The organism is Streptomyces sp. ID05-26A (assembly GCF_033794685.1).
Lineage (GTDB): Bacteria > Actinomycetota > Actinomycetes > Mycobacteriales > Pseudonocardiaceae > Lentzea.
Genome location: NZ_JARAYZ010000004.1, coordinates 437873 through 462019 on the forward strand (window position 1 = coordinate 437873; position 24147 = coordinate 462019).

General features: G+C 71.5%; 15 protein-coding genes. 1 reads left to right on the plus strand and 14 read right to left on the minus strand.

From position 1 onward, the window contains the following. Positions 1-63: 63 nt before the first annotated feature. Positions 64-618 carry an EF-hand domain-containing protein gene (locus tag PV646_RS33350; RefSeq protein ID WP_500346277.1) on the minus strand — a complete coding sequence of 185 codons (555 nt, stop codon included), beginning with the start codon at positions 616-618 and terminating at the stop codon, positions 64-66. 164 nt (positions 619-782) lie between these two features. On the opposite strand from PV646_RS33350, the gene map reads away from it, so the two are divergent. Further along, positions 783-1604: a type I methionyl aminopeptidase gene (map, locus tag PV646_RS33355; protein ID WP_500346278.1), complete on the plus strand. Its 822-nt coding sequence runs from the start codon at positions 783-785 to the stop codon at positions 1602-1604. Here map and PV646_RS33360 read toward each other — a convergent pair. From PV646_RS33360 to PV646_RS33420, 13 genes are read right to left on the minus strand one after another with little or no spacing between them, the layout of a single operon-like run. Further along, the gene (locus PV646_RS33360) at positions 1586-2002 is read right to left on the minus strand and encodes a VOC family protein (protein WP_089927032.1); all 417 of its coding nucleotides are present in this window, start codon (positions 2000-2002) and stop codon (positions 1586-1588) included. The genes map and PV646_RS33360 overlap by 19 nt on opposite strands. After that, positions 1999-2244, minus strand: coding sequence for an acyl carrier protein (locus tag PV646_RS33365; RefSeq protein ID WP_500346279.1), 246 nt, complete (start codon positions 2242-2244; stop codon positions 1999-2001). The genes PV646_RS33360 and PV646_RS33365 overlap by 4 nt, the downstream gene beginning before the upstream one ends. Then, complete coding sequence (locus tag PV646_RS33370; protein WP_500346280.1) at positions 2237-4090, minus strand: HAD-IIIC family phosphatase; 1854 nt, start codon at positions 4088-4090, stop codon at positions 2237-2239. Before PV646_RS33370 ends, PV646_RS33365 begins: the two co-directional genes overlap by 8 nt. Before the next feature lie 11 nt (positions 4091-4101). Further along, a complete protein-coding gene (locus PV646_RS33375; RefSeq protein WP_500346281.1) occupies positions 4102-5118 on the minus strand; it encodes a 3-oxoacyl-ACP synthase III family protein in 1017 nt (338 codons plus the stop codon). Then, positions 5115-6446 (minus strand): hypothetical protein, encoded by a 1332-nt coding sequence (locus PV646_RS33380; RefSeq protein WP_500346282.1) that lies wholly within the window; start codon positions 6444-6446, stop codon positions 5115-5117. Before PV646_RS33380 ends, PV646_RS33375 begins: the two co-directional genes overlap by 4 nt. After that, positions 6446-6673 carry an acyl carrier protein gene (locus PV646_RS33385; protein WP_382438095.1) on the minus strand — a complete coding sequence of 76 codons (228 nt, stop codon included), beginning with the start codon at positions 6671-6673 and terminating at the stop codon, positions 6446-6448. The genes PV646_RS33380 and PV646_RS33385 overlap by 1 nt, the downstream gene beginning before the upstream one ends. Beyond that, positions 6670-6846, minus strand: coding sequence for an MbtH family protein (locus PV646_RS33390; protein ID WP_500346283.1), 177 nt, complete (start codon positions 6844-6846; stop codon positions 6670-6672). Before PV646_RS33390 ends, PV646_RS33385 begins: the two co-directional genes overlap by 4 nt. Before the next feature lie 9 nt (positions 6847-6855). After that, positions 6856-8202 (minus strand): MFS transporter, encoded by a 1347-nt coding sequence (locus tag PV646_RS33395; protein WP_500346284.1) that lies wholly within the window; start codon positions 8200-8202, stop codon positions 6856-6858. Then, positions 8202-13901, minus strand: coding sequence for a condensation domain-containing protein (locus tag PV646_RS33400; protein ID WP_500346285.1), 5700 nt, complete (start codon positions 13899-13901; stop codon positions 8202-8204). Before PV646_RS33400 ends, PV646_RS33395 begins: the two co-directional genes overlap by 1 nt. Next, positions 13898-16945: a type I polyketide synthase gene (locus tag PV646_RS33405; protein WP_500346286.1), complete on the minus strand. Its 3048-nt coding sequence runs from the start codon at positions 16943-16945 to the stop codon at positions 13898-13900. Before PV646_RS33405 ends, PV646_RS33400 begins: the two co-directional genes overlap by 4 nt. Further along, positions 16942-20169, minus strand: a complete 3228-nt coding sequence (locus tag PV646_RS33410; RefSeq protein WP_500346287.1) for a non-ribosomal peptide synthetase — start codon at positions 20167-20169, stop codon at positions 16942-16944. The genes PV646_RS33405 and PV646_RS33410 overlap by 4 nt, the downstream gene beginning before the upstream one ends. Next, positions 20166-23327, minus strand: a complete 3162-nt coding sequence (locus PV646_RS33415; protein WP_500346288.1) for a non-ribosomal peptide synthetase — start codon at positions 23325-23327, stop codon at positions 20166-20168. The genes PV646_RS33410 and PV646_RS33415 overlap by 4 nt, the downstream gene beginning before the upstream one ends. Further along, positions 23324-24067: a thioesterase II family protein gene (locus tag PV646_RS33420; RefSeq protein ID WP_500346289.1), complete on the minus strand. Its 744-nt coding sequence runs from the start codon at positions 24065-24067 to the stop codon at positions 23324-23326. The genes PV646_RS33415 and PV646_RS33420 overlap by 4 nt, the downstream gene beginning before the upstream one ends. Positions 24068-24147 lie beyond the last annotated feature (80 nt).

Consider the following 24147-nt stretch of genomic DNA (forward strand, 5'->3'; position numbering starts at 1 on the left):
GGAGGTGAACCCGGTGCGGCGGGGCGGGGCGCGTGTGCCCCGCCCCGCCGCACCGGCTGCCGTTCAGACGCGCTGCAACGCCTTCGGGTACAGCCAGCTGCCAGGAGTGTCCTCCGCCGGGTTCGTGTAGTAGTCGCGGACGGCCTCCACGTACTCCCGCACGCTGATCGCGCCGTCGCCGTCGGTGTCGAGGTGCGCGAACGCCCTGCCGCAGTCCGCCGGGGACAGGCCGCGCGCCGTCAGCAGGACCTGGAACTCGTCGGCGTCGACCCGGCCGTCGCCGTTCGTGTCCATGAGGTCGAGCAGGGACTGGACGACCTCGAGGAAGTCCATGTTGATCGGGCCGCCCTCGACGAACGCCTCGGCCATGGCGTCGCGGTACTCCACCGGGCCGATCTTGCCGTCGCGGTCGGTGTCGCAGTGGTCCGCCAGCATCTCCCAGAAGCGGTCGTAGGCCTCCACGAGCTCGCGGCCGCGTTCCGAGGACGCCGGCTCGCCGAACGCCCGCAACAGCCGGTTGGCCAGCGCGTAGACGTCCGCGAGTTCGATGACGCCGTTGCCGTTGACGTCGTAGTGGGCGAAGGTCGAGTCGATCCTGTGCTGCAGCACCTGCTTCATGACCACCGACCATGATGAGGCCGTCCCGCGCGCGCAACGCGCGTCCCCCTGACGAGTGATGATCTTCAGCCTCACGGTGCCGCGACCCTGGTCCGCGGCCCTGCTCACCCACACCCCCGAGTAGGCGGTATAGTTATACCGGCACCCGTTCATGGAGGAACACGTTGATCGAGCTCAAGTCCCCTGCCGAGATCGAACGCATGCACGTCACCGGCCAGTTCATCGCGGAGGTGCTCGACGAGCTCTCCGCGAAGGCCGCGGTGGGCGTGAACCTGCTCGACCTCGAGCACCACGCCCGTCACATGATCAAGGAGCGTGGCGCGGAGTCCTGTTACTGGGACTACTCGCCGTCGTTCGGGCGCGGCCCGTTCCGCAACGTGACCTGCCTGGCCGTGAACGACGCGGTGCTGCACGGCCTGCCCAAGAGCTACGTGCTGCAGGACGGCGACGTGCTGACCATGGACATCGCCGTCCTGATCGACGGCTGGGCGGCCGACTCGGCCATGACCGTCATCGTCGGCACGCCCCGCGAGGAGGACCAGCGCCTGGTCCGCGCCACCGAGGTGGCGCTGGCGGCCGCGATCGACGTCGCGCTGGCGGGCAACACGCTGGGCGACATCTCCGCGGCGATCGGCGAGGTCTGCCGCGAGTTCCGCTACAAGCCCAACCTGGAGTTCGGCGGCCACGGCATCGGCCGGACCATGCACGAGGCCCCGCACGTGCTGAACAACGGCAAGCGCGGGCACGGCATGAAGCTCAAGCCGGGCCTGACGATCGCGATCGAGCCGTGGCTCGCCGCGACGACCGACCGGATCATCTACGACGACGACGGCTGGACGCTGCGTTCGGCTGACGGCTCGCGCACGGCGCATTCGGAGCACACCGTCGCGATCACCGAGGACGGGCCGCTGGTGCTGACCCGCCGCAAGAGCGAACTGAACGCCCCGGCGGCGGGTCCCGCGTCCTCTCAGGCCCGCTTGCCGTAGTCGACGAGCTCGACCAGCAGGCCGGTCGCCGGTCCGAGGTGGGCGAACGCCACCCGCAGGCCGGGCCGTCCGCCCCGGCGGGGCTCCTCGTCGACGAGGATCGCGCCGCGGTCCTGCAGCGCGCGCAGGTCCGCGTCGATGTCGTCCACCTCGAACGCCACGTGGTTCAGGCCGGGGCCCAGGCGCTTCAGGTGGCCGTGCACGGCGGCGTCCTCGCGGACCGGCGCGACCAGTTCGATCGAGGTGGTGTCGCCGGGGCACTGCCAGAACGAGGTCGCGACGCCGTACACGTCGACGTCGTCCTCGTAGGTGCACTTCAGGTCCAGCAGGGCCAGGGCGGGCGCGGCCGCCCCGATGTCGGACGTGACCACGCCGACGTGGTCGATGCGCAGGATCATCCCGACTTCTCCTGGGCGCTCGCGACGGCGGCGACGAGGCCGCCGACGTCCTTGATCGCGAAGTACTCCTGGAGGTCCAGGCGCACGGCGAACTTCTGCTCGATGCCGGTGAGCAGGCGCAGCGCGTCGTAGCTCGTCCAGTTGGCGAGCGAGTCGAACCGCGCGTCGGCCGCGATCTCCTCGGCCGGCAGGTCGGTGACCTGACCGACGAGGTCGGCCACGTCGACGAAGACCTCAGACATCGGCGGACTCCCTTTCCACGACGAGGGTGGTCCACTCGGGACCGATCTGCGGCCGCGGGTGCAGCGGCAGGGTGAAACGGCCTTCGGGGTTCCGCGTGAACCCGGCGTCCGGGTAGAACGCGGCCGCGGCCTTGTTGCGGTCGGTGGCGGTGAAGTCCGCCTCCAGCACTGAGGCGCCGGACGAGAGCGCGCGGTCGGCGATGTGCTGCACGACCGTGTGCTCGACGCCGCGGGTGAAGACGCGGCAGCTCATGACGAAGTTCTCGACGAGCCAGTGGTCGTCGTGCTTCGACACCCACACGCCGCCGACGATCCCCTCGGCGCCGAAGCGGTCCGCCACCTCGAAGACGAGCACGAGGTGGTCACCGGACGCGGCCATCTCCCGCGTTCGCGCCTCGGCGTGGGAGGTTCCCGTCATGTTGAACTGGTTGGTGCGCTGGCCGAGCTGGACCAGGCGCGGCAGGCTGAACTCGTCGGCCTCCCGCACGGTGACGATGATCTCCAGGCTGCGCAGGTAGTCCTGCACCGAGCTGAACGAGTCCGCGAACTCGGTGCGCTCGGCGCGGGCCTGGTAGAGCGCGGTGCGGTCGCGGTCGGTCGCCGTCGTCGTCAGGACGTCGAAGGAACCGTTGCGCTGCAACGCGGTCACGTGGTCGGCCGGGTCGCCGTTCAGGTGCACGACGGTGACCTCGGGGATCGAGCCGCGCACCAGTTGCGTCTCGAACGTGCTGTCGTCGGCGAAGACGAAGCTGTCCAGGCCGAGGTTGAGCTGACCGGCGAGCCCGCGGATGTTGTGGTCCTTGGGCTGCCAGTTCACCGCGCGCGCCGCGATGTCGGCGGGGCGGATCACGAGGTCCGGGTGGGTCTCCAGCACCTCGTCGACGATCGTGGCCTCGTTCTTGCTGGCCAGCGCGAGGACCACGCCCTGCTTGCGCAGCTGGACGGCACGCCGCTGCATCTCCCGGAAGGCGTTGCCGGGGTACATCGAACCGATCTGGATGCCGCTCGGGCCGTCGTCGCCGACGACGCCACCCCACAGCGTGTTGTCGAGGTCGAGCACGAGGACCTTCTTGGCGAGCCCCAGGAACGCGCGGCAGAAGTTCGCGGCCTCGGCCGCGTAGACCTGCTCGACCTCGGGCGTCCAGGCCGCGCTCGCGAACCGGTAGAGGCGCTCGTCGCGCAGCCGGACCGGGGCGTCGACCAGGTAGGCCTCCAGGTCGAGGGCGTGGACCTGGTCGCGGCGCAGCGCCATGCCGAGCAGGTCGCTGTTCAGGTCGCGCCACGTCCGGCCGAGCGCCGCCCTGCCGTCGAACGCGACGACGCCGCGCATCTCGACCGGCGACAACGGCACGGTGTGCACGAGGACCGCGCTGCCGGAGCGTTCCGTGAACGCGCCGACCAGGGTGTCGAACATCGACCACCGCCCGCGGACGGCGCTGTCGAGCACCTCCACGTCGTCCCACTCGGCCGGCACGAACCAGTCGTCGTGCAGCAGGCAGAGCGTCACCTGCGGCGCGAACTCCGCCAGTGGCGAGGACGGGCTGCTCAGGTCGACGGCGAGCTGGTCGAAGCCGGACACGTGGATCTCCGGCGCGATCCCCTTGCCCAGCAACGCGATCCGCAGCAGCGGCGCGACGCCGGACGCGGTGAACGTGCCGGTGACCGCGACCTTCAACGGCTTGAGCGTGCCCAGCAACTCCGCCGGTACCTTGCCGAGCAGCCGTCCGGCTTCGAGCAACGCCGGGATGTCGGTCAGGTGCCGCAGGTCGCCGATCAGCGCCGGGTCGGCGGCGGCGCCGGGCTTGGTCAACTGGCGGATCCGCGCCAGGATCTCCTTGGTCTCCACAGTTCTCCCCCTCAGATCGCCAGAAGCGTGCACAGCCAGTGCATGCCGCTGGCCGTGCTGGTCAGTGCCACGACGTCGCCCTCGGTGAGCTCCTCGGTCGTGAGGTAGTGCTCCAGCGACATCAGCTGGTCGGCGCACCCGACGTGCCCGTAGGCCTGGGACACCTCGGTGTTCGTCCACTCCGGACCGTGGTCGAGGTCCTTGGCCAGCAACGTCATCGCGGGCACGCTGTCGTGCAGGTGCAGGAGCTTGCGCAGGTCGGCGGGCTCGATGCCGGCCCGCTTGCAGGAACGCCGGACGACCTCGTGGTTGTTCGTGCGGATGGTCGAGACGAACTCGAACATCTTGCGGATGTCCCCCGCGAAGAACTCCTCCAGCCGCTTCTGCGGGCTCTTGACGCCCACGTCCTGCTGACCGGCGAACGGTCGTGCGGCGGCACCGACTTCCATCATCATGAAGTCGGAGTACCGGCCGTCGCTGATGATCTCGGTGTTGAGCCACCGGTTGCGCGGGTGGTCGCGCTTGACCACGGCCGCCGCCGCACCGTCGGAGAAGATGCTGGTGTTGATCTCCATCCGGTTCCAGTAGGGCTCGCAGACGCGGTTGGCGCCGATGATCAGCGCCGTCCGGTAGTCAGGGTGCGTGGCGAACTTGCCGGCGACGACGTCGAACGCGGCCACTCCCCCGCCGCACGCCTGGGTCAGCAGCACGTTCTCCGCCCCGTGGGCGCCGATCTTGGCCTGCGTGGCGCCGGCCGCGTCCCAGTACAGGTGCTCGGACAGGTCGGACATCGCCAGCACGACCAGGTCGACCTCGTGCGGCTGCACGCCCGCGTCACCGAGCGCCTTCGCACCGGCCTCGGCGGCCAGGTCGGTGAGCCCGACGCCGTCCTTCGCGCGGTGGAAGGTGCGGAAGCCCCACCCCAGCACGCGGTCGACGTCGTCGGTGTAGTCCGGTGCGGCCGCGGCCACGTCGACGGGGTCGCCGAGCACGTGACCGAGCGACACGACTCCGAAGTGGACGGTCACGGGATCTCCTCGATTCTCACTCCGGCGTCCGTCAGGAACCCGGCGGTGATCTGGTTGTGCGGGGTGGCGCGGTGGCGGAACACGAGGTCGCCGTGCTCGTCGCGCAGCCGTCGCAGCACGACGTCCTCGACTCCCTTGCCGAGCACGACGCAGGACAGCGAGAACACGTCCACGACGGTCCCGCCGGTGATGCCGACGGCGCCGCTGATCCCGTACTGGCCGAACTTGTCGCGCACGCGGACCGCGAACACCTCGCGGTCCTCGGTCAGGTCGAGCTTCTCGGTGCCGAGGGTGAAGTCCTTGGCGCGGGAGACCACCTCGACGACCTTGGCGGCGGAGGCGGGGCCGACGGGTTCGAGGTCGACCTCGACGTTCAGACCGGCCATGAAGTCGTCGAGGGACACGGTCTCCCTGGTGGAATGGCGAACGCGGGGTGCCGTGCGGTCCGGGGTGGGGAGGCGGTCCAGCAGGCCGGACCGCGCCACCTCGTCGCGCCACCCGCCGGGCTTGCCGCCCAGCCGCAGCACCCCGGACTCGGCAGCCACCTCCCCCAGCGTCAGCAGCACCGCGGACTCCACCGGCACGCGTTCCCGCGCCGCCACGTCCGCGACCTCCTCCCCCGCCGCCCGCACCACGATCCGGGCGCCGGACTCGCGCAGCCACCGCACCGGTTCGTCCAGCGCGGGGTCCTCGTCCACGACGACGACCCGCGGGGTGACCCCGTGCACGGCCCGCAGCACACCGGCCAGTTGCGCGCCCAACTCGCCGAACACCGCCTCCGTGTACGGGATCTTGGCGAACTTGAACATCGCGGCGTGGTGCGCCGTGGCCGTGCCGACCGCGCGCACCGCCCGTTCCGCATCGACCACCCACGCGTCCGGACGGCCGGCGAGCTCGGCCCGGATCGTCTCCCTGGCCTCGTGCGCCGTCGCGGCCGTGCCTGCGGCCCGCCCGTCGTCCAGCTGCCCGAACGTCCGGTCCTCCGGCACGGCGGGAAGCACGACGACCAGGAACGACTTCCAGCGCCGGGCCGCCGACACCGCGGCGTCGACCGCCGTCAGCAGCTCGTCGCCCAGTTCCTCGAACCGGGGTGCCACCACGAGCACGTCCGGCCGTGCCAGCGCCATCTCCGACGCGTCGTCGAGGCACTGCCGCACGATCTGGTTGTACGGCGCGGTCTCGAACGCGACCGGGAGTCCGGCCTCGTGCAGCGCGACGCCGAGGTGCGGCATCAGCGGGTCGATCGTGTAGCTCGCCAGCAGTCCCACGCGCACGACCGGGCGGACGTCGGTCCGGCCGATCTCCTGCCAGCGCAGTCGCGTGTCCATCAGACCTCGACCCCCTTGGCGCGCAGCACTTCCCGGACCTCCCGGACCGTCCGCGCGCCGGCGATCTCCTCGTAGTCGAAGGAGAGCGAGTAGGCCTCCTCCAGCATCACGATCAGCTGGATGTGCCGCATGCTCGTCCAGGTCGACAGGGTGTCCTGGCCCGCGTCGTCGGTGACGTGCGCCGGATCGACGTCCAGGGCGCCGGCCACCACATCGGTGAAGGTCATGACCGTCCTCTCAGGCTGAACGGGCGCATGTCCGTCCACACGCGACCGATGTGCTCCAGGCACTCGTCCTTGGACCCGCTGACGCCCGCGTCGTGCCAGCCGGGTGCGTTGTCCTTGTGGGCGGGCCAGATCGAGTACTGCTCTTCGTCGTTGACGACCACTCGGTGGGTCATGTCCGTCTCCTAGTCGGCCAGCGCGGGCTGGCGGTCGAGCGGCTTGGCCTCGGGCTCCGGCTCGTGGTCGGGCACGAGCGTCTCGACCTCGCGGACGTTGCGGCTGAAGAAGCCCGCGACGCCGACCCCGGCGCCGAGCACACCCACGACCACGAACAGCAACCCGATGCCCGAGCCCGGTCCGGTGCCGACCAGCCAGCCGAACGTGTCGGCCAGCGCCGTGTCCCCGCGCATCGCCGGTTCGAGCACCTTGTCCACCAGCGGGCCGGCGGCCGCGAAGCCGATCGGGACCGAGAGGTTCTCGAAGAAGTTGCGGGCGGCGAAGACGCGGCCCTGCACCGCCGGGTCGACCTTCTCCTGCCAGATGGTCTGCGCGAGACCGTCGATGAACGGGATGGTCAGCTCGACGAAGAACATCGCCGCGGCCCACGCGATCAGGCCGTCACCGACGCCGTAGAGGATGCGGCCGACGATGCTGAACACCAGGATCGCGCCGAGCACCACGAGCATCTTGCGGCGCGGCGGCCTCATGAACGCGAGCAGCGTGCCGCCGAGGACACCGCCGACCGCGCCGATGCTCTGCACCAGGCCGAGCGTTCCCTCGTCGCCCAGGGTGCGGGCTAGGACCAGCGGCACGATCAGCGCCCACGCCAGTGCGGCGAGAAGGCTGATGGAGAACAGGACGATCTGCACGGCGAGCAGCGGCGGGCGTTCGACGATGTAGCGGAAACCGAACACGCAGTCCTGCCAGAAGGTGCTCTTCTCGCGGTCCTGGCCGGGCACCGGCGGGATCGTCACCACGAGCACGGTGATGATCGCGACGACGTACGTGAGCCCGTCGACGAACAGGATCAGCTTGATGCCGGTCAGGCCGAGCAGGGTGGCGGCGAACGCCGGCGCGAAGATCACCGGGAAGCTCTTGACCGACCACATCATCGCGTTGGCGCGGAGGAACTTCCCCTTCTCCATCATCAGCGCGATGGTCGCACCGAACGCCGGCCCCTGGATCGCGAGCAACGCGCCGGTCAGCACGTTCACGAGGTAGAGGTGCCACAGCTGCGTCGAGTCCGTGAGGAACAACGCGAGCAGGATGAACGTGACGACGATCGACCCGATCTCGCTGATGATGATCGAGACCTTGCGGTTCAGCCGGTCGATCAGGCTGCCCGCGAGAGGGCTGAACAACACGGTCGAACCGAAGCCGCAGAACATCATCAGCGCCATCGACGTGGCCGAGCCGGTGTGCTGCCACACCCAGATGCTGAGCGCGAAGTTCGTCATGCGGGTGCCCAGGGCGGACAGCAGCTGTCCTACCCACATGATCGTGAACGCGCCGAATCCCGAAGGCTTGGGCATTACCTCATCCTGTTCTGGTCAACGAGCTGGCGGAGCAGCCCTTCGATTTCGCCGAGCATCCGGCGCGCGGTCTCCGGCAGGTACATCTCGGTGCCGTAGTTCATCTCGACGCGGATCCGGCCGTCGACGAGCGATCCGACGACGTCGATCCGGCCGGGCCACTCCGTGCCCTTGTCCTGCAGGACGCCGAGTTCTTCCTCGCACAGCTCGAACAGCTCGTCGGCGCTCGAGAGGTCGGTGAACCCGAACGCGCCCGCGTAGTTCACGGTGAGCTGCGGGTTCGGCGTCTCCAGGCGCTGCCTGACGGCGGGATCCGAGTGGTTGTAGCGGAGCAGGCCGTAGCCGATGCCGTTGACGGGCACCTGCTTCAGCTGGTCCGCGAGGGACGTGATCGCGGCCGTGTCGCCCGTCTCCGGCAGGGTGAGCCGGACCGGGTACATGACCTGGAACCAGCCGACCGTGCGGGACAGGTCGAGGCCGTCGAACAACGCCTCGCGGCCGTGCCCGGTGGTCGCGATCGTCCACTCCGGACCGCCGAAGCGGTCCGAGGCCATCCGCACGGACGCCCACACCAGCAGGTCGCTGACTCCGACGTGGTGCGCCTTGGCCAGCTCGCGCAGGCGAGTGGTGGTTTCGGCGTCGATCGTCGTGTGGATGTCCTGCATGACGCCGAACGTGTTGCGGCCGTGCAGGTCGGGCGTCATGTCCTCGGAGCCGGGGGCCTGCCGCTCCCAGTACTCGAGCTCCTCCAAGGGCTTCGGGCCGCGGCCGTACTCGTCGATCCTCCGCGCCCAGTCCCGGAACGACGTGGTCTTCGGCCCGAGGTCGACGCACCGGCCGGCGAGGACCTGGCGCAGCGCGTTCTGGAAGTCCTCCAGGATCAGGCTGCGCGAGACGCCGTCGGTCACCAGGTGGTGGCAGATCAGCATCACGCGGTCGGGATCGTGGCCGCCGAGTCCGAAGTGGACGACCTTGGCCAGCGGGCCCTCGGCGACGTCCAGCGTCGGGTGCACCTCGTTCAGGTGGGCCTCGATCGCCTTCTCGCGGTCGGCCGCCTCCGACACGTCGAACGACACGAACGGCATCGCGCCGTCGACCGGGCCGTGCGAGGCGTGCCAGTCGTTGCCCTCGCGGCGGAACCGGAGGCGCATCCCGTCGTGGTGGGCGACCAGCGCGTTCGTCGCGCGCTCCAGCTGGTCCGGGGTCGCCGGCACGCGGAGACGCAGGTAGTAGGGGTGGTTGAAGTGGGCGGGCGCGACCATCGACGTCGCGAGCGCCTCGAAGAACCAGCGTTGCGCACCCGTGGCCGGGAAGTCGCCCTCCACCGGTCCCTGGTCCACGACCTGCTCCGGTGCGTCCGCGACCAGCAGCGCGGCGATCGTGCGCTTGGCGGTGAGCTGGGCCGGCGTGAACCTGATCCCCGCCTGGTTCGCGAGCCACACCACCTGGATCGCCGTCATCGAGTCACCGCCGAGCTCGAAGAAGTCGTCGTGCGCACCGACCTCGTCGACCTTCAACACCTCGCGCCACACGGCCGCAAGCGCTTGCTGCTCCTCGGACATCGGCACGCGCAGCAGTGCGGCGATCGTGCGCTTCGCCGTCAGCTGGGCCGGCGTGAACCTGATCCCCGCCTGGTTCGCGAGCCACACCACCTGGATCGCCGTCATGGAATCGCCGCCCAGCTCGAAGAAGTCGTCGTGGACGCCGACCTCCGCGAGCTTCAGCACGTCCTGCCAGACGGCCGCGAGCGCGCGTTCCTCATCGGTGCGCGGGGCTTCCGTGCGGGTGTCCTCCGGCAGTTCGCCCAGCAGCCGGGCGAGCTCGGTGCCCAGCACGACGTCCTGATCCCCTTGGGCGGTCAGCAGGTCGACGACGCGCAGGGCCGGGAACCGCCGGGCGAGCCGGTCCGCGGCGTGGCCGAACACCCCGGGCCACGGCTTCTCGGTGCGCTCGGACGTGGCCAGCACGGCCAGTTCCCCGCCGGTGCGGCCGGTCCAGCGGTCGATCGCGGTGCCGAGCCGGTCGAACGCGAACTCGAACGCGGCGACGCCACCGTCGAACAGGTCCTCCCAGCGCAGCACCAGCGCGGTCGTCCCGCCGCCGAACCCGGCCGCGGGGTCCAGCAGCGGACGCAGCACCTGACCGGCCGCGGTCGTGCTGACGGTGAGCGGCACGTCCAGCCTGTCGAGCCACGAGGTCAGCACCGGCAGCACACCGTCGAGCGGACGCGACGACGCGATGCCCATCGTCGGGCAGTCCACAGTGGACGACTCGACCACGATGCGCGTGTCGGGCGCCTCGACCAGTTCGGTGAGCTGCGCGACGAACGAGTCGAGCAGCTCGCCGGCGCCGTCGGCACCGAACAGGTCGGCGCTGTACTCCAGCGTCGCGGCCAGCTCGCCGTGCTCGGTCGTGAGCGTGAGGAACAGGTCGAAGTCGAGGCTCGTGACCGGCACCTCCAGCGGTTCCAGCACCAGTCCCGGCCAGCTCATCGCCTCGTCGGGCAGATCCGCGTAGTTGAACGCGCACTGGTAGACCGGGTGCCGTCCCCGCTGGCGCGGCAGCACGTGGGCGACGCTGGAGAACGGCACGTCACCGTGCTGGTAGCCGTCGACCATCGCGCGGTGCACCCGCTGCACGACCTGCCGGAACGTGAGGCGCCCGCCCAGGTCCACGCGGATCGGCAGCAGGTCGGTGAAACAGCCGACGAGGTGCTCGACCTCCGGACGTGGCCTGCCCTGCTGCGGCACGCTCAGCACGACGTCCGGCTGCGCGCTGCGGCGATACAGCACCACCGCGTACGCCGCGAGCAGCGTGGCGAACGGCGTGCTGCCCTCCGCGCGCGCCAGGTCCTTCAGCGCCGCCGCCACAGTGTCGGGCACGACGGACGACGTGCGCCGGGTCTCGTTGCGCTCAGGGCGTTCCGCGGGCACTTCCAGCTGCGACGGCGCGTCGGCGAGGTAGGTGCGCCAGTGCTCCTGGTGCGGCGCGAGCGCCTCGTCGGTGAGCAGGTCCTGTTGCCACGCCGCGTAGTCCGCGTACTGGACGGTCAGCTCCGGCAGGTCACCGGCCCGGTAGCCGGCGGACAGCTCGGCGAGCAGCACGCCCCACGACGTGTTGTCGCAGACGATGTGGTGCATGCCGAGCAGCAGGTGGTGCTCCTGCGCGGCCGTGCGCACCAGCCGGACGCGCAGCAGCGGCCCGTGCTCCAGGTCGTAGACGTGGGTGGTGTGCTCGGCCAGGAACTCCTCGGGTGAGCCGACCGCCTCGGGCAGCCAGCAGTCCATGTCCTGGTGCACGACCATGACCGGGCGGCCGTCCTGCTCGGCGAACGTCGTGCGCAGGATCTCGTGTCGCCGCACGACGTTCGCGACCGCGGCGCGCAACGCCGGTACGTCGAGCGACCCGCGCAGCGCCACCGCGAACGTGGTGTTCATCCTCGTGGTGGTGGGGTCGAGCTGGGTCGCGGCCCACATGCGCCGCTGGATCGCCGACAGATCGAGGGGTTCGTCGCGGGAGACCGGCGACAGCGGATGCCCGGTCTCCTGCGGCTCGTCGACGAGCTCCGCGAGTGCCTCGACGGTCGGGTGGGTGAACAGCGCGTGCAGCGAGACGTCGGCGCCGAACTCCGCGAACACCATGGACAGCAGCTGCGTCGCGAGCAACGAGTGACCGCCCAGCGCGAAGAAGTCGTGCGTGACGCCGACCTCGTCGAGCTTGAGCACCTCGCGCCACACGCGGGCGAGCCGTTCCTCGGTCGGGGTGCGCGGGGCCACCGGGGGCGTGTCGATCGCGACGGCCCGGACCGCCGGTGCCGCCCGTCCGGCCAGTGCCGCCGGCTCGCCCAGCGCGGTGCCGAGCAGGTGCAGGCGGCCGGCCTCCGGGTGCAGCGTGCGGACCAGCAGGATCGCCAGCGCGGCGAACATCTCCTGCGTGTAGGGGACGTGGCCGAGCTTGTCGGCCTGCGCGTCGAACGTGGCGCTGACCGGCAGTGCCCTGGCCCAGTCCGCGAACCACGTGGCGTGCACACCGTCGACGGAGTCCGCGAGCACCGCGAGCCGGTCGTCGAGGTGGCCGAACGACTGCTCGGACGGGCAGACGACGAGGTGCAGCGGCGCGGCCGACCGTTGCCGGTAGGCCGTGACGGCGGTCTCCAGGTCCTGCCAGTTCGCCTCGACCGCGTCGCCGTGCCGCGTCCAGTCCTCCCAGCGCAGCAGCACGACGTCGGCGATCCTGCCGTCGTCCCCCTTGAGCAAGTGCTGGACGATCTGCTGGTACGGCGCGAGTTCCACGTCCACGGGCAGCCGCAGCACGCCGTTGAGCACGTCCAGTGGTTCGCGGACGGGGTCGGCCGTGAACGTGGCGGCGATCGAGATCCGGTCCCGTCGTGGGAGCGTCCCCTCCGCCAGGTCACCGAGCACGGCGAGGAACTGCTCGCCGAGCTCGCCGACGGTCTCGTCGAGGTAGAGGTCCGCGTTGTAACCGAGGACGCCGCGCAGCTCACCGTCCACTCGGGACAGCACGACGAAGAGGTCGAAGTCGGTCAGGCCGTTGTCGACCTCGAACGGGCGGAACTCGACACCGGCGGCCGTGCGGGGAGCCGATGCCTCGGTGAGGCTCAGCATGGCCTGGAACAACGGGTTCTGGCTCGGGTCGCGCGGCGGGTCGACCGCCTCCACCACCCGTGCGTACGGCGCGTCCTGGTGGGAGTAGGCCTCGCTGATCGCGCGGTGTGTGCCGCGGACCGTCTCGTCGGCGTCGTCCCGGAGGTCCACGCGGAGCACCAGCATGTTCGCCAGCGAGCCGATCAGGTGCTCCAGGCCGGGCCTGCCGCGGCCGCTGACCGGCATGCCGAGCAGCACCCGGTCCTGGCCGATCAGCGCGGCGAACCCGCTGAGCACCACGGCGTTCAGCGACACACCGAGCTGCTGGGCGCGGGCCGCGAGCTTGTCGGTCAGCTCGCGCGGCACGACGAAGTGCCGCCGTCCGCCGGTGTGCGTCTGGACGGCCGGGCGCGGCAGGTCGGACGGCACGGTGGAGCGCGCCGGGCTGTCCGCGAGTCTGTCCCGCCAGTACGCGAGGTGCTCGTCCATCACCTCGGCGGTGAGTCTGCGGCGCTCGGCGGCGGCGTGCCGGCCGAACGACGTGGTCAGCTCGGGCAGCGTCTCCCCGCCGTAGAACGCGGCGAGGTCGGAGCCGAACACCTCGGCCGACGCGGCGTCGAACACGATGTGGTGCGCGGTCACCAGCAGCAGGTGCTCCTCCGGCCCGAGCACGACCAGCCGGAACGCCACCAGCGGTCCCGCGCTCAGGTCGAATGCGTGCCGGGCGTGCTCCAGCGCGATCTCCTCCGCGCGCTCGGGATGGTCGGACAGGTCCGTGACCTCGATGGCGATGGACACGTTGTCGCGCACTCGTTGCCGCAGCTCGCCGTCGCGCTCGAAGAACGTGGTGCGCAGGGCCGGGTGCCGGTCCACGACCCGGCCGACGGCCAGTTCGAGGGCGGTGCGGTCGAGCGGCCCGGTGAGCTCCAGCCCGAACGGGATGGCGTAGGCGGGGTTGCCGGGGTCGAGGCGGTCGAGGAACCAGAGCTGCTCCTGGGTGAACGACACCGGCTGCGAGCGGTCGGCGTTGCGCAGGCGCAGCGCGAGGAGCTGTCTCTGCTCCTCGGTCAGCGAGCTGGTCAGATTGTCTGTCATGACTGGGAGATCTCCTGGGCGTCCCGCTCGCGGTCCAGTTCGGCCCGCAGCTCTTCGGGTGACATGTCGCGGATCTCGGCGAGCAGCAGGGCGAACTCGTCGTCCTGCTCCGGCTGGTCGTCGCGCAGCTCGTCGATCCGCGCGGCGAGCCTGCGGGGCGTCGGCGCCTCGAAGATCGCGCCCGCGGGCAGCGTGACCCCGAGGTCCGCCGTGATCCGCGCGAGGATCTGGGTAGCCAGCAGCGAGTGCCCGCCGAGCTCGAAGTAGTCCTCGTCCGGGCCGACGCGCTCGATGCCGAGCAGCTCCTGCCAGATGCCGGTGACGACCGCGAGGTCGCCCCGGGGCAGCACGACCTCGGCCGGCTGCGGCAGCACCTCGACGACCTCGATCGCCCGCGGCGCCGTGCCGGGCAGGTCGATCCAGTGACAGGCGCGCTCGAACGGGTAGCCCGGCAGCGGAACCCGGCGCCGCCGCTCGTCCGCCGTGAGCGCGCCGAGGTCGACCGGCACACCGGCGATCCACATCCTGCCCGCCGCGGCCAGCATCGTGTCGAGGTCGTGCTTGTCCTCGCGCGGGTGCCGCAGCGATCCCAGCGCGGTACCGCCGCGGAGGTCGTGCTGACGCGCCAAGGTCGTGAGGACGTTGCCCGGCCCGACCTCCAGCACGGTCACCGGCTCGGCGACCAGCGTCGTCAGCCCCTCGCTGAACCGCACGGCCGCGCGAGCGTGCCGGGCCCAGTAACCGGGATCGGTCGCCTCCTCCGCGGTGATCCACGTACCGGACACGTTGGAGACGAACGGGATCCGCGGCGCGCGCGGCCCGATCCGGCCCACCAGCGCGGCGAACTCGCCGAGCATCGGATCGATCATCGCCGAGTGGAACGCGTGCGAGGTGTGCAGCCGCCGGCACGGGACGCCCACCGTCCGTTCGAAGCGCTCGACCGCCTCGAACGTACCGGCGACCGTGCTCAGGTTCGGCGCGTTGCTCGCCGCGAGGGACACGTCCGCCGGCAGATCCAGCTGGTCGGCACCCAGCGGCACGGACAGCATGGCGCCGCCGGGCAACGCGCCCATCAGCGCACCGCGTGCGGTGACGAGTTCGAGCGCTTCCGGCAGCGAGAACACCCCGGCCAGGCACGCGGCCACGTACTCGCCGACGCTGTGCCCGAGCATCGCGCTCGGCCGCACACCCCAGTGCTCCCAGAGCTTCGCGAGCGAGTACTCGACGGCGAAGAGGGCGGGCTGGGTGAACTCGGTGCGGGTCAGGCGGTCGGCGTCGGCGAGGACCTCGTGCAGGTCGAACGGGAGGAGCGCGGCGCATTCGTCGAGGGCGGCGCGGAAGACTGGTTCCTCGGCGGTGAGGTGGGCGGCCATCCCCGCGTACTGCGAACCCTGGCCTGGGAAGAGGAAGACGACGTCGCGCCGGTCGCCGGAGCCGGTCCACGCTTCGGACAGCGCCGTGGTGGTGAGAGAGGCGCCAAGGATGGTGGTGGCGGTCGCGGCGGTGGTGGCGGTCGCGGCACCAGCGGTCCCAACAGCGGGTGCGGGTCCCTCCCCACCTCCGCCCACCACCGCGGCCAGCCTGTGCCGCAACGTCTTCCGCCCCGTCCGCAACGTGTGTGACACGTCCGCGAGCTCCTGACCCCCACCGGCGAGGTGCGCGGCGAGCCGTTCCCGGCTATCCCCCAACGCCTTCTCGCTCCCGGCCGAGAGCACCACCAGGTGCCGCGACCGGGTCGGCGGCATCGGTTCGGGCGACGGCGGCTCCTCGAGCACGGCGTGCGCGTTGGTGCCGCCCATGCCGAACCCGCTGACCCCGGCCCGGCGCGGACCCTCCAACGGCCACGGCGCCGCCTCGCGGTTGACGAAGAACGGGCTGTCCTCCAGCCCCGTCTCGGGGTTCGGCGCGGTGAAGTACGGGCTGGGCGGCACGACGCCCTCCCGCACGGTGAGCGCGGCCTTCACGAACCCGGCGACACCGGCCGCCGCGTCCAGGTGGCCGATCAGCGCCTTGACCGACCCCAAAGCGCAGGCTTGCGGCGGGTGCGCGAACGCCTGCTTCAGCGCGGCCACCTCGATCGGGTCACCCAGCGGTGTGGCGGTGCCGTGCGCCTCGACGTAGCCGATCGTGGAGGAGTCCACTTCGGACAGGTCGTGCGCGGCCCTGATGACCCGCGCCTGGCCGGTGACGCTCGGCGCGGTGAAGCCGACCTTGCTCGCGCCGTCGTTGTTCACGGCGGTGCCCTTCACCACCGCGTAGATCGTGTCGCCGTCGGTGAGGGCGTCCTCCAGGCGGCGCAGCACCACGGCGGCGACGCCGTTGCCGGCGACCACGCCGTGGGCCTGGGCGTCGAAGGGCAGGCAGCGGCCGTCGGCGGCGAGGATGCCGCCCTCGGTGTGCTGGTAGCCCTCGTGCACCGGCGGCCGGATCGAGACGCCGCCCGCCAGGGCGATGTCGCAGTCGTGGCCCAGCAACGCCTGGCACGCCACGTGGATCGTGACGAGCGACGACGAGCACGCCGTCTGCACGGTGATCGCGGGGCCGGTCAGGTCGAGGTGGTAGGCGACACGGCTGGCGAGCGTGTCCTTGTCGTTGGCGAGCAACAGGTCGAGCGGTTGCAGGCCGCCCGGGACGGCGGGGTTGTCCCACAGGTGCCGCAGCAGGTACGTGTCGACGCTCGCCGAGGCGTAGACGCCGATCTCCCGCCCGCCGCCGAGGTGGCCGGCGTGCTCCAACGCGTGCCAGGCGCACTCCAGGAACACCCGCTGCTGCGGGTCCAGCACGGCCGCGTCACGCGGGCTGTAGCCGAACAGCTTGGCGTCGAAGAACTCGATGCCGTCGAGCGCGCCGCCCATGGGGACGAACCCCGGCTCCGCGCGTCGCTCCCTCGACACGCCGGCCGCGTCGAGCTCCTCGTCGGTGAAGCGGCGCACGCCGGCCTCACCGGCGAGCACGTTGCCCCAGAATTCGTCCACTGTGGACGAGCCGGGGAAGCGGCCGGCCATGCCGACGACCGCGATCTCCAGTCCGGTGTACTCCGTCACGACTTCCTCCCCCGAGCCAGCAATGCCTTCCTGCCACCGGTGGACCGCGTCTCCACCACGCCACCGCCGTCGAAGTGGGCGGCGAGCGCCCGCACCGTCGGGTAGGTGAAGAGCGTCACCGTCGGCACCTCCCGCGCGAACAGCTCCGCCAGCCGGCTGCGCGCCTTGACCAGCAGCACCGAGTTGCCACCGAGGTCGAAGAAGTTGTCGTCGGCGCCGACGCGGTCCATCCGCAGCACCTCGCGCCAGACGTCGGAGATCGTCCGTTCGGTCTGGTTGCCCGCGGGCACCACGACCCGTTCGGAGCGCACCGACTCCGGCTTCGGCAACGCGTGGTGGTCGAGCTTCCCGTTGGGGTTGCGCGGGATCGTCGGCACCGCGACGAACGCCGACGGCACCATGTACTCGGGCAGCCCGCGCCGCAGCGAGGCACGCAGCTCCGCGGCGTCGATCTCGCACCCGTCGGCGGCGACCGCGTAGGCGACCAGCCGCACGTCGCCCGGCACGTCCTCGCGGGCGATCACGACCGCCGCGCGGACCGACGGATGTGCGCACACCGCGGTCTGGATCTCGCCCAGCTCGATCCGGTAGCCGCGCAGCTTGATCTGGTCGTCCATCCGGCGCAGGAACTCGACCTGCCCGTCCGGCCGGAACCGCGCGAGGTCACCGGTGCGGTACAGCCGCCCGCCGCCGAACGGGTCGGCGACGAACCTCTCGGCCGTGAGCTCCGGCCGGTTCAGGTAGCCGCGCGCCACCTGCACACCACCGAGGTGCAGCTCCCCCGGCACCCCGACGGGCAGCGGTTCCTGGTGCGCGTCCAGCACGTAGGCCGTGCTGCCGGTGATCGGGCGTCCGATCGGCAACGGGCTCTCGGTGCCGTCGCAGTCCGCGGCGGTGATCCAGATGGACGCCTCGGTGGGCCCGTAGACGTTGAGGAACCGCCGGCCCACGGCCCACGCGGCCGCGACCTCCTCCGGGCAGGCCTCGCCGCCCGCCATCAACGTCCGCAGCCCTGGCACGGAAGCCGGGTCGGTCAGCCGCAGCACTGTCGGCGGCAGGCACGCCACGTCGACGCGTTGCGAGGTGATCGTGCGGGCCAGGTCGGGGCCGGGCTGCAGGTCGTGCTGCGCGGCCAGGACGACCGTGGCGCCGGACCGCAGCGTCACCATGATGTCGGCGACCGACACGTCGAAGCTGAACGACGCGAACTGCAGCATCCGGTTGCCCGGCCCGATGCCGAGCATCCGCGCCAGCTCGTCCGCGAGGTTCACGACGCCGCGGTGCGGCAGCATGGCGCCCTTGGGCTTGCCGGTCGACCCGGACGTGTAGATCACGTACGCGAGGTCGTCCGGTTCCACGGTCCGCGCGAGCCGAGCCGCGGGCACTCCCGAGAAATCGGTCTCGTCCAGCGGAAGCGTTGCGACGCCGGGGAACCTTTCCGAAAACGCCGCCAGTGTGACGACCACGCGCAGCCCGGAGTCGGCGACCATGTACGCCAGCCGGTCCGCCGGGTACTCCGGGTCGAGCGGCACGTAGGCGGCGCCGGACTTGAGCACACCCTGTTGTGCCACCACGAGGTCGAGCGACCGGGGCAGGCTGATGCCGACGAAGTCGCCGCGCCCGATCCCGCGCGACCGCAGCAGGTGCGCGAGCCGGTTGGCCCGCTCGTCCAGTTCCCGGTAGGTCAGCTCCTGGTCCTCGAACACCAGCGCGACGGCGTCGGGCGTGCGGTCGGCGGAGGACTCGGCCAGCTCGTGCACCAGCACGCCGTCGAGCCGGGCCGTGGCGACCGGGTTCCAGTCCTCGAGGATCCGCGCACGCTCGGCCGGCGTGATCATGGTCAGGCGACCGACCGGGCACGACGGGGCGGCGAGTCCGGAGTCGAGCAGGGTCTCCAGGTGGCCGAGCAGGCGGCGCACGGTCTCGGGTTCGTACAGCGCGCTGTCGAACTCCAGCAGGCCGGTGATCCCGCCCTCGGTGGACGTGACGCCCAGCTCGAGGTCCCACTTCGCGGTGCCGGAATGCGCCGGCACGCGGGAGATCTCGATGCCCGGCAACGAAAGGAGCGAGTGCTGGCCGTCCTCCATGCCGACGATCGTCTGGACGACCGGCTGGTGCGCGGTGCTGCGCGGCGGGGCCAGCGCCTCGACGACGCGTTCGAACGGCAGCTCCTGGTGCTGCTGCGCGGCCAGGGTCGTGTCGCGGACCTGGTGCAGCAGCTCCAAGAAGCTGACGTCGGCGTCCACGCGGGTCCGCAGCGCGACCGTGTTGACGAAGAAGCCGATGGCGTCCTCGATCTCGGCCCGCCGGTTGCCGACGTTGGTGCCGACCACGATGTCGCCGGCGCCGGAGTACCGGTGCAGCAACACGTTCCACGCGGTCAGCAGCACCATGAACGGGGTGACGCGCTCGGCGAGGCAGAACGCGTCGAGCCGGTCCTTCAGCGCGGCGGGCCACGCGAACTCGACGGCACCGCCCCGCATCCTCATCACGGCCGGGCGCGGGCGGTCGGCCGGCAGCTCCAGCACCGGCGGCACCCCGGCGAGCTGCGCGGTCCAGTACTCCAGCAGCCGCGCTCCTTCGGCACCGGCCAGCCACTCGGTCTGCCAGCGGCTGAAGTCCAGGTACTGCGCGGGTGCGGGTCCGAGATCACGAGCCGAGTAGGCGGCCTCCCACTCGGCGAACAACAGCTGGGTGCTCCAGCCGTCGCAGACGATGTGGTGCATCGACACGAGCAGCAGCGCGTCGGTGGCGTCGAACACCACCAGCTCCGCCCGCAGCAACGGCCCGTCCGCGAGCGAGAACGGCTCCGCGGCCACCTCGGCGGCACGCTCGGCCGCGAACGCCTCGCGGTCGTCGACGTCCACATGCGACACCACGAGCGAGAACTGCGGCTCCGGCAGGATCACCTGGCGCGGTTCGCCGTCGAGGTCGAGGAACACGGTCCGCAGCACCTCGTGCCGCCGGCCGACCTCCAGCAACGCCTCGCCCAGCGCGCCGGCGTCCACGGTGCCGCGCAGCCGGAAGGCGTACGGCACGTTGTAGACGGCACTGCCGGGGTGCAGCTGGTCGAGCAGCCACAGCCGGCGTTGCCCGGACGACACCGGGTAGACGCCGAAGTCCTCACCCCGTTCGGCGAGCTGCGCGAACACCGCCGCCCGCTTCTCGGGGTCCAGCGCCTTCAAGCGCCGCAACACGTCCTGCACGACTTCCCCTCCAGTCACAGATCGAGCAGGTCGGCGACGGAACGCGAGGCCCTGGCCTCGGCTCGGATCACGCCGACGGGTACGGGTGTGGTGTCGCGCAACCGGTCGACCTCGGACGCGATGCCGGCGACGGTCGGGTGGTCGAAGAGCGACCGCATCGGCAGCCGGACACCCAGTTCGCTCTCGACGCGGGCGAGGATCCTCGCCGCCTTCAGCGAGTGGCCGCCGCAGTCGAAGAAATCGGTGTCGCGGCCGACCGACTCCGTGCCGAGCACCTGGCGCCACAGGTTCGCGACGGCGACCTCGGTGAGCGTCTGCGGCTCGTCGAACTCCTCCTCCGCGGCGATCTCCGGGTCGGGCAACGCGCGCAGGTCGAGCTTCCCGTTGCGGGTCAACGGCAACGACTCCAGCGGCACCAGCGCGGACGGCACGAGGTAGGTGGGCAACGCGGCGCGCACGTGCCGCGCCAGCTCGTCGAGCTGCTCGTCGCCCGCCCGCTCCAGCACGACGTACCCGACCAGGCGGACGTCACCGGCGGCGTCCGGGAGCGGCAGGACGACGGCCTGGCGCACCAGCCCCGAGGAGTGCAGGCAGGCCTCGACCTCGCCCGGTTCGATCCGGAAGCCGCGGATCTTGACCTGGCGGTCGGCCCGGCCCAGGTACTCGAAGGTCCCGTCCGGCAGCAACCGCGCGAGGTCGCCGGTCCGGTAGAGCCGCGCGCCGGGCTTGCCACCCAGGTGGTCCGGGACGAACCTGTCGGCGGTCAGCGCGGGGTTCCCGACGTAGCCGCGGCCGACGCCGTCACCGCCGACGCACAGCTCACCCACGGCCATCGGCGGGACCGGCTCCAGGTACTGGTCCAGCACGTAGAGCTGGGTGTTGCTCAGCCCTCGTCCCAACGGAATGCGACCTGCCGCGCGTTCGCACTCGTGGCTCGACGCGAAGGTCGTGGTCTCGGTGGGGCCGTAGCCGTTCACGACGTGCCGGGGACCGCCGGGGTGGGCGATGAGCGCGGCGACCGCGTGCTCGTCCGGCTGCTCGCCGCCGAACACGAAGTAGCGCAACCCGGACAGCGCGCCCGGCAGCTCGCGCGCCACGTGCATCGCGACGGACGTGGTGAGGAACAACGTGTCGATCGTGTTGGCCCGCAACCACTCCCCCAGCGCCGCCGGGTCGAGCGCGACGTCCTTGGGCAGGCCGACCAGGCGACCGCCGTTCAGCAGGGCGCCCCAGATCTCGAACGTCGCCGCGTCGAACGTCGTCGTCGAGGCCTGCGCGACCCGGTCACCGGGTGCGAAGTCGACGTAGTTCGTGTCGCGCACCAGCCGGACCACGTTGCGGTGGCTGACGCACACGCCCTTCGGCATGCCGGTCGACCCGGACGTGTACATCACGTACGCGAGGTCGTCCGCGACCAGAGTCCTCTGTGGACGGCCGGCGGGACAGGTGAGGACCATCGCGGACAGGTCCACCAGCTCGACCCCGGCCAGCTCGGCGGCGCGGTCGGCGACCACGACGGCCGCGGAGGCGTCCTCGCACAACGACTGCAGCCGGTCGAGCGGGTACTCCGGGTCGAGCGGCAGGTACGCGCCACCGGCCTTGAGCACGGCGATCGCGGCGACGATCCAGTCCACCCCGCGGTCCAGCAGGATGCCGACGGGCGTTCCCGCGGTCACACCGAGGGTGCCCAGGTGGGCGGCGAGCCGGTTGGCCCGCTGGTCCAGTTCGGCGTAGGTGAGCCGCACGCCGCCGAACTCGACGGCGACGTCCGCGGCGAAGCGGTCGGCGGTCTGCTCGAACAGCTCGACGAGGGTCGCGTCGGCCGGGTACGCGGTGGCGTTCGCGTTGAGGTCGCGGACGATCCGGCCGCGCTCGTCGCCGGAGAGCAGCGACAGGTTCGACAGCCGCGTGTCCGGCGCGCTGGTGAGCTGGCCGAGCACGGTGGCGAAGCGCTCGGTCAGGTCGACGACATCGGCGCGCCGGTACAGCGCCGTGCGGAACTTGACCCAGCCGCGCATCTCGCCGCCGCCGGAGTCGGGCAGCTGCAGTTCGAGGTCGTAGAGGCTCTGGTCGCTGGTGCCCTGGACGAACGTGAACACGCACCCTCCGGCGGCCAGCGGACCGGCCAGCGGCGGCGGGGACGCGAAGACGACCTGGAAGACCGGGTGCCGGTCACCGTCCCCGGTCTGCCCGAGCGCGGAGCAGACCTCGTGGAACGGCGCGTCGCGATGGTCGAGCGCGTCCAGCACGGAGCCGCGCACGGCGTCCATCACCTCGCTGAACGTCGGGTCCCAGCCCAGCCGCACCCGCAGCGCCAGCATGTTCACGAAGTAGCCGACCAGCTCGTGGGTGTCGGCGTGCTCGCGACCGGCCGACGGCGAGCCGACCACGACGTCCGACGAGCCGGTCAACCGGTGCAACAGCACGGAGAACGCGCTCAGCAGCACCATGAACGACGACGACCGGTGCGTGCTCGCCGCCCGCCGGACCGCGTTCGCCAGGTCCTCCGGTACGACCAGCGGCAGGGAGTCGGCGGCGAAGTCGGGCGGAGCGGGACGGGTGCGGATCGCCGGCAGCTCCAGCGGTTCCGGCAGGTCGGCCAGCTCGGTGAGCCAGTGCTCCACGCCGCCGGCGAGCGGCGCGATACCCCGGTAGGCGACCGCGGGCCGGGGCAGCGCGACGTCCTCGCCGTCGATCGCGGCCTGGTAGCAGCGCGGCAGCTCGTCCTGCAGGACGGCGACGGACGCGCCGTCGATCGCGATGTGGTGCACCAGCAGGACGAGCTGGTGGCGGTCGTCCTCCATGCGGAGCAACACGATCCGCAACGGCAGCCCCGAAGTGATGTCGACGGGGCGAGCGAGTTCGGCCGCTACCAACGCTTCGGTGCGTGCGGTGCGTTCGGCGGGCGCGAGGTCACGGAGGTCGCGTGCCGCGATCGACACGTGGGCCTCCAGCGCGACGGACGCCACCAGGACGTCGCCGTCGAGGCGGTAGCTGGTGCGCAACGGCTCGTGCCGGTCGATCACCGCGTTCAGCGCGGTGGCGAGCGCGTAGGTGTCGAGCTCGCCGGTGATCTCCACGTGCACCGGCACGGTGTTGAACGTGACGTCCGGCGCGAGCTGGTCGGAGAACCAGATCTGCTGCTGGCCCCGGGTAGCGGGGAACTGGTCGGTCACTGCGCACCTTCCCTGGCCGCGAGCGACCGCACGACGCTCGTCACCGCCGCCGGATCGTCTTTGAGGTAGAAGTGGCCGCCCGGCCGGACCACGAGGTCGAAGCCGGAAACGGTGTGGTGCCGCCAGGCGGCGACGTCGGCCACGGTCGCGAGCGGGTCGTCGGTGCCGGAGAACGCGGTGACCGGCACTTCGACCACGTCGCGCGTGCCGTGGAACCCGGCGCACACCGCCAGATCGGCGCGCAACGTGGGGAGGATCAGCGCGAGCATGTCCTTGTGCGCCAACAGGTCCTCGGGCACGCCGCCGAGCGCGGTCATCCAGTCGAACAGGCCCGCGTCGTCGAGCAGGTGGGGCGCGCCGCCGAACGCGAGGTGCGGAGCCCTGGCCGCCGACACCACGAGGTGCTCGACCTGGTCACCCAAGCGGTGGGCCACGTCGAACGCGAGCAACCCGCCCATGCTGTGGCCGAACAGGACCACCGGTGCCGCGATCTCCGAGCGGATCGCCTCGGCCAGCGGCACGGTGATCGCCGCGGCCTCGGTGAGCGCGGGTTCGCCGAAACGCCGTTCCCTGCCCGGCAGCGCCGCGACCCACAGGTCGACGGACTCTCCCAGCAGGTCCGCCCAGTCCCAGTAGGCCGACGCGCCACCCCCGGCGTACGGCAGGCACACCACCCGCCGTGCCGCGCCCGGCCTCGGCTTCGGCCGGACCAGCCAGCCGCTTCCCCCGTTTTCGTTCACCAGACGAAGCTACGAAGCGGGTCTTAGCGCACCCTTCGGGAAACCTGACGGCTGTCTTATGCCCGCCCTGCCAGCATAAA

What these genes read in the sequence shown, in the direction of transcription:
- PV646_RS33380 (WP_500346282.1), bottom strand. Translation starts at nt 6,446, where the DNA reads ATGGACACGCGACTGCGCTGGCAGGAGATCGGCCGGACCGACGTCCGC.
- PV646_RS33350 (WP_500346277.1), bottom strand. Translation starts at nt 618, where the DNA reads ATGAAGCAGGTGCTGCAGCACAGGATCGACTCGACCTTCGCCCACTAC.
- PV646_RS33395 (WP_500346284.1), bottom strand. Translation starts at nt 8,202, where the DNA reads ATGCCCAAGCCTTCGGGATTCGGCGCGTTCACGATCATGTGGGTAGGA.
- PV646_RS33400 (WP_500346285.1), bottom strand. Translation starts at nt 13,901, where the DNA reads ATGACAGACAATCTGACCAGCTCGCTGACCGAGGAGCAGAGACAGCTC.
- PV646_RS33390 (WP_500346283.1), bottom strand. Translation starts at nt 6,846, where the DNA reads ATGACCCACCGAGTGGTCGTCAACGACGAAGAGCAGTACTCGATCTGG.
- PV646_RS33365 (WP_500346279.1), bottom strand. Translation starts at nt 2,244, where the DNA reads ATGTCTGAGGTCTTCGTCGACGTGGCCGACCTCGTCGGTCAGGTCACC.
- PV646_RS33360 (WP_089927032.1), bottom strand. Translation starts at nt 2,002, where the DNA reads ATGATCCTGCGCATCGACCACGTCGGCGTGGTCACGTCCGACATCGGG.
- PV646_RS33385 (WP_382438095.1), bottom strand. Translation starts at nt 6,673, where the DNA reads ATGACCTTCACCGATGTGGTGGCCGGCGCCCTGGACGTCGATCCGGCG.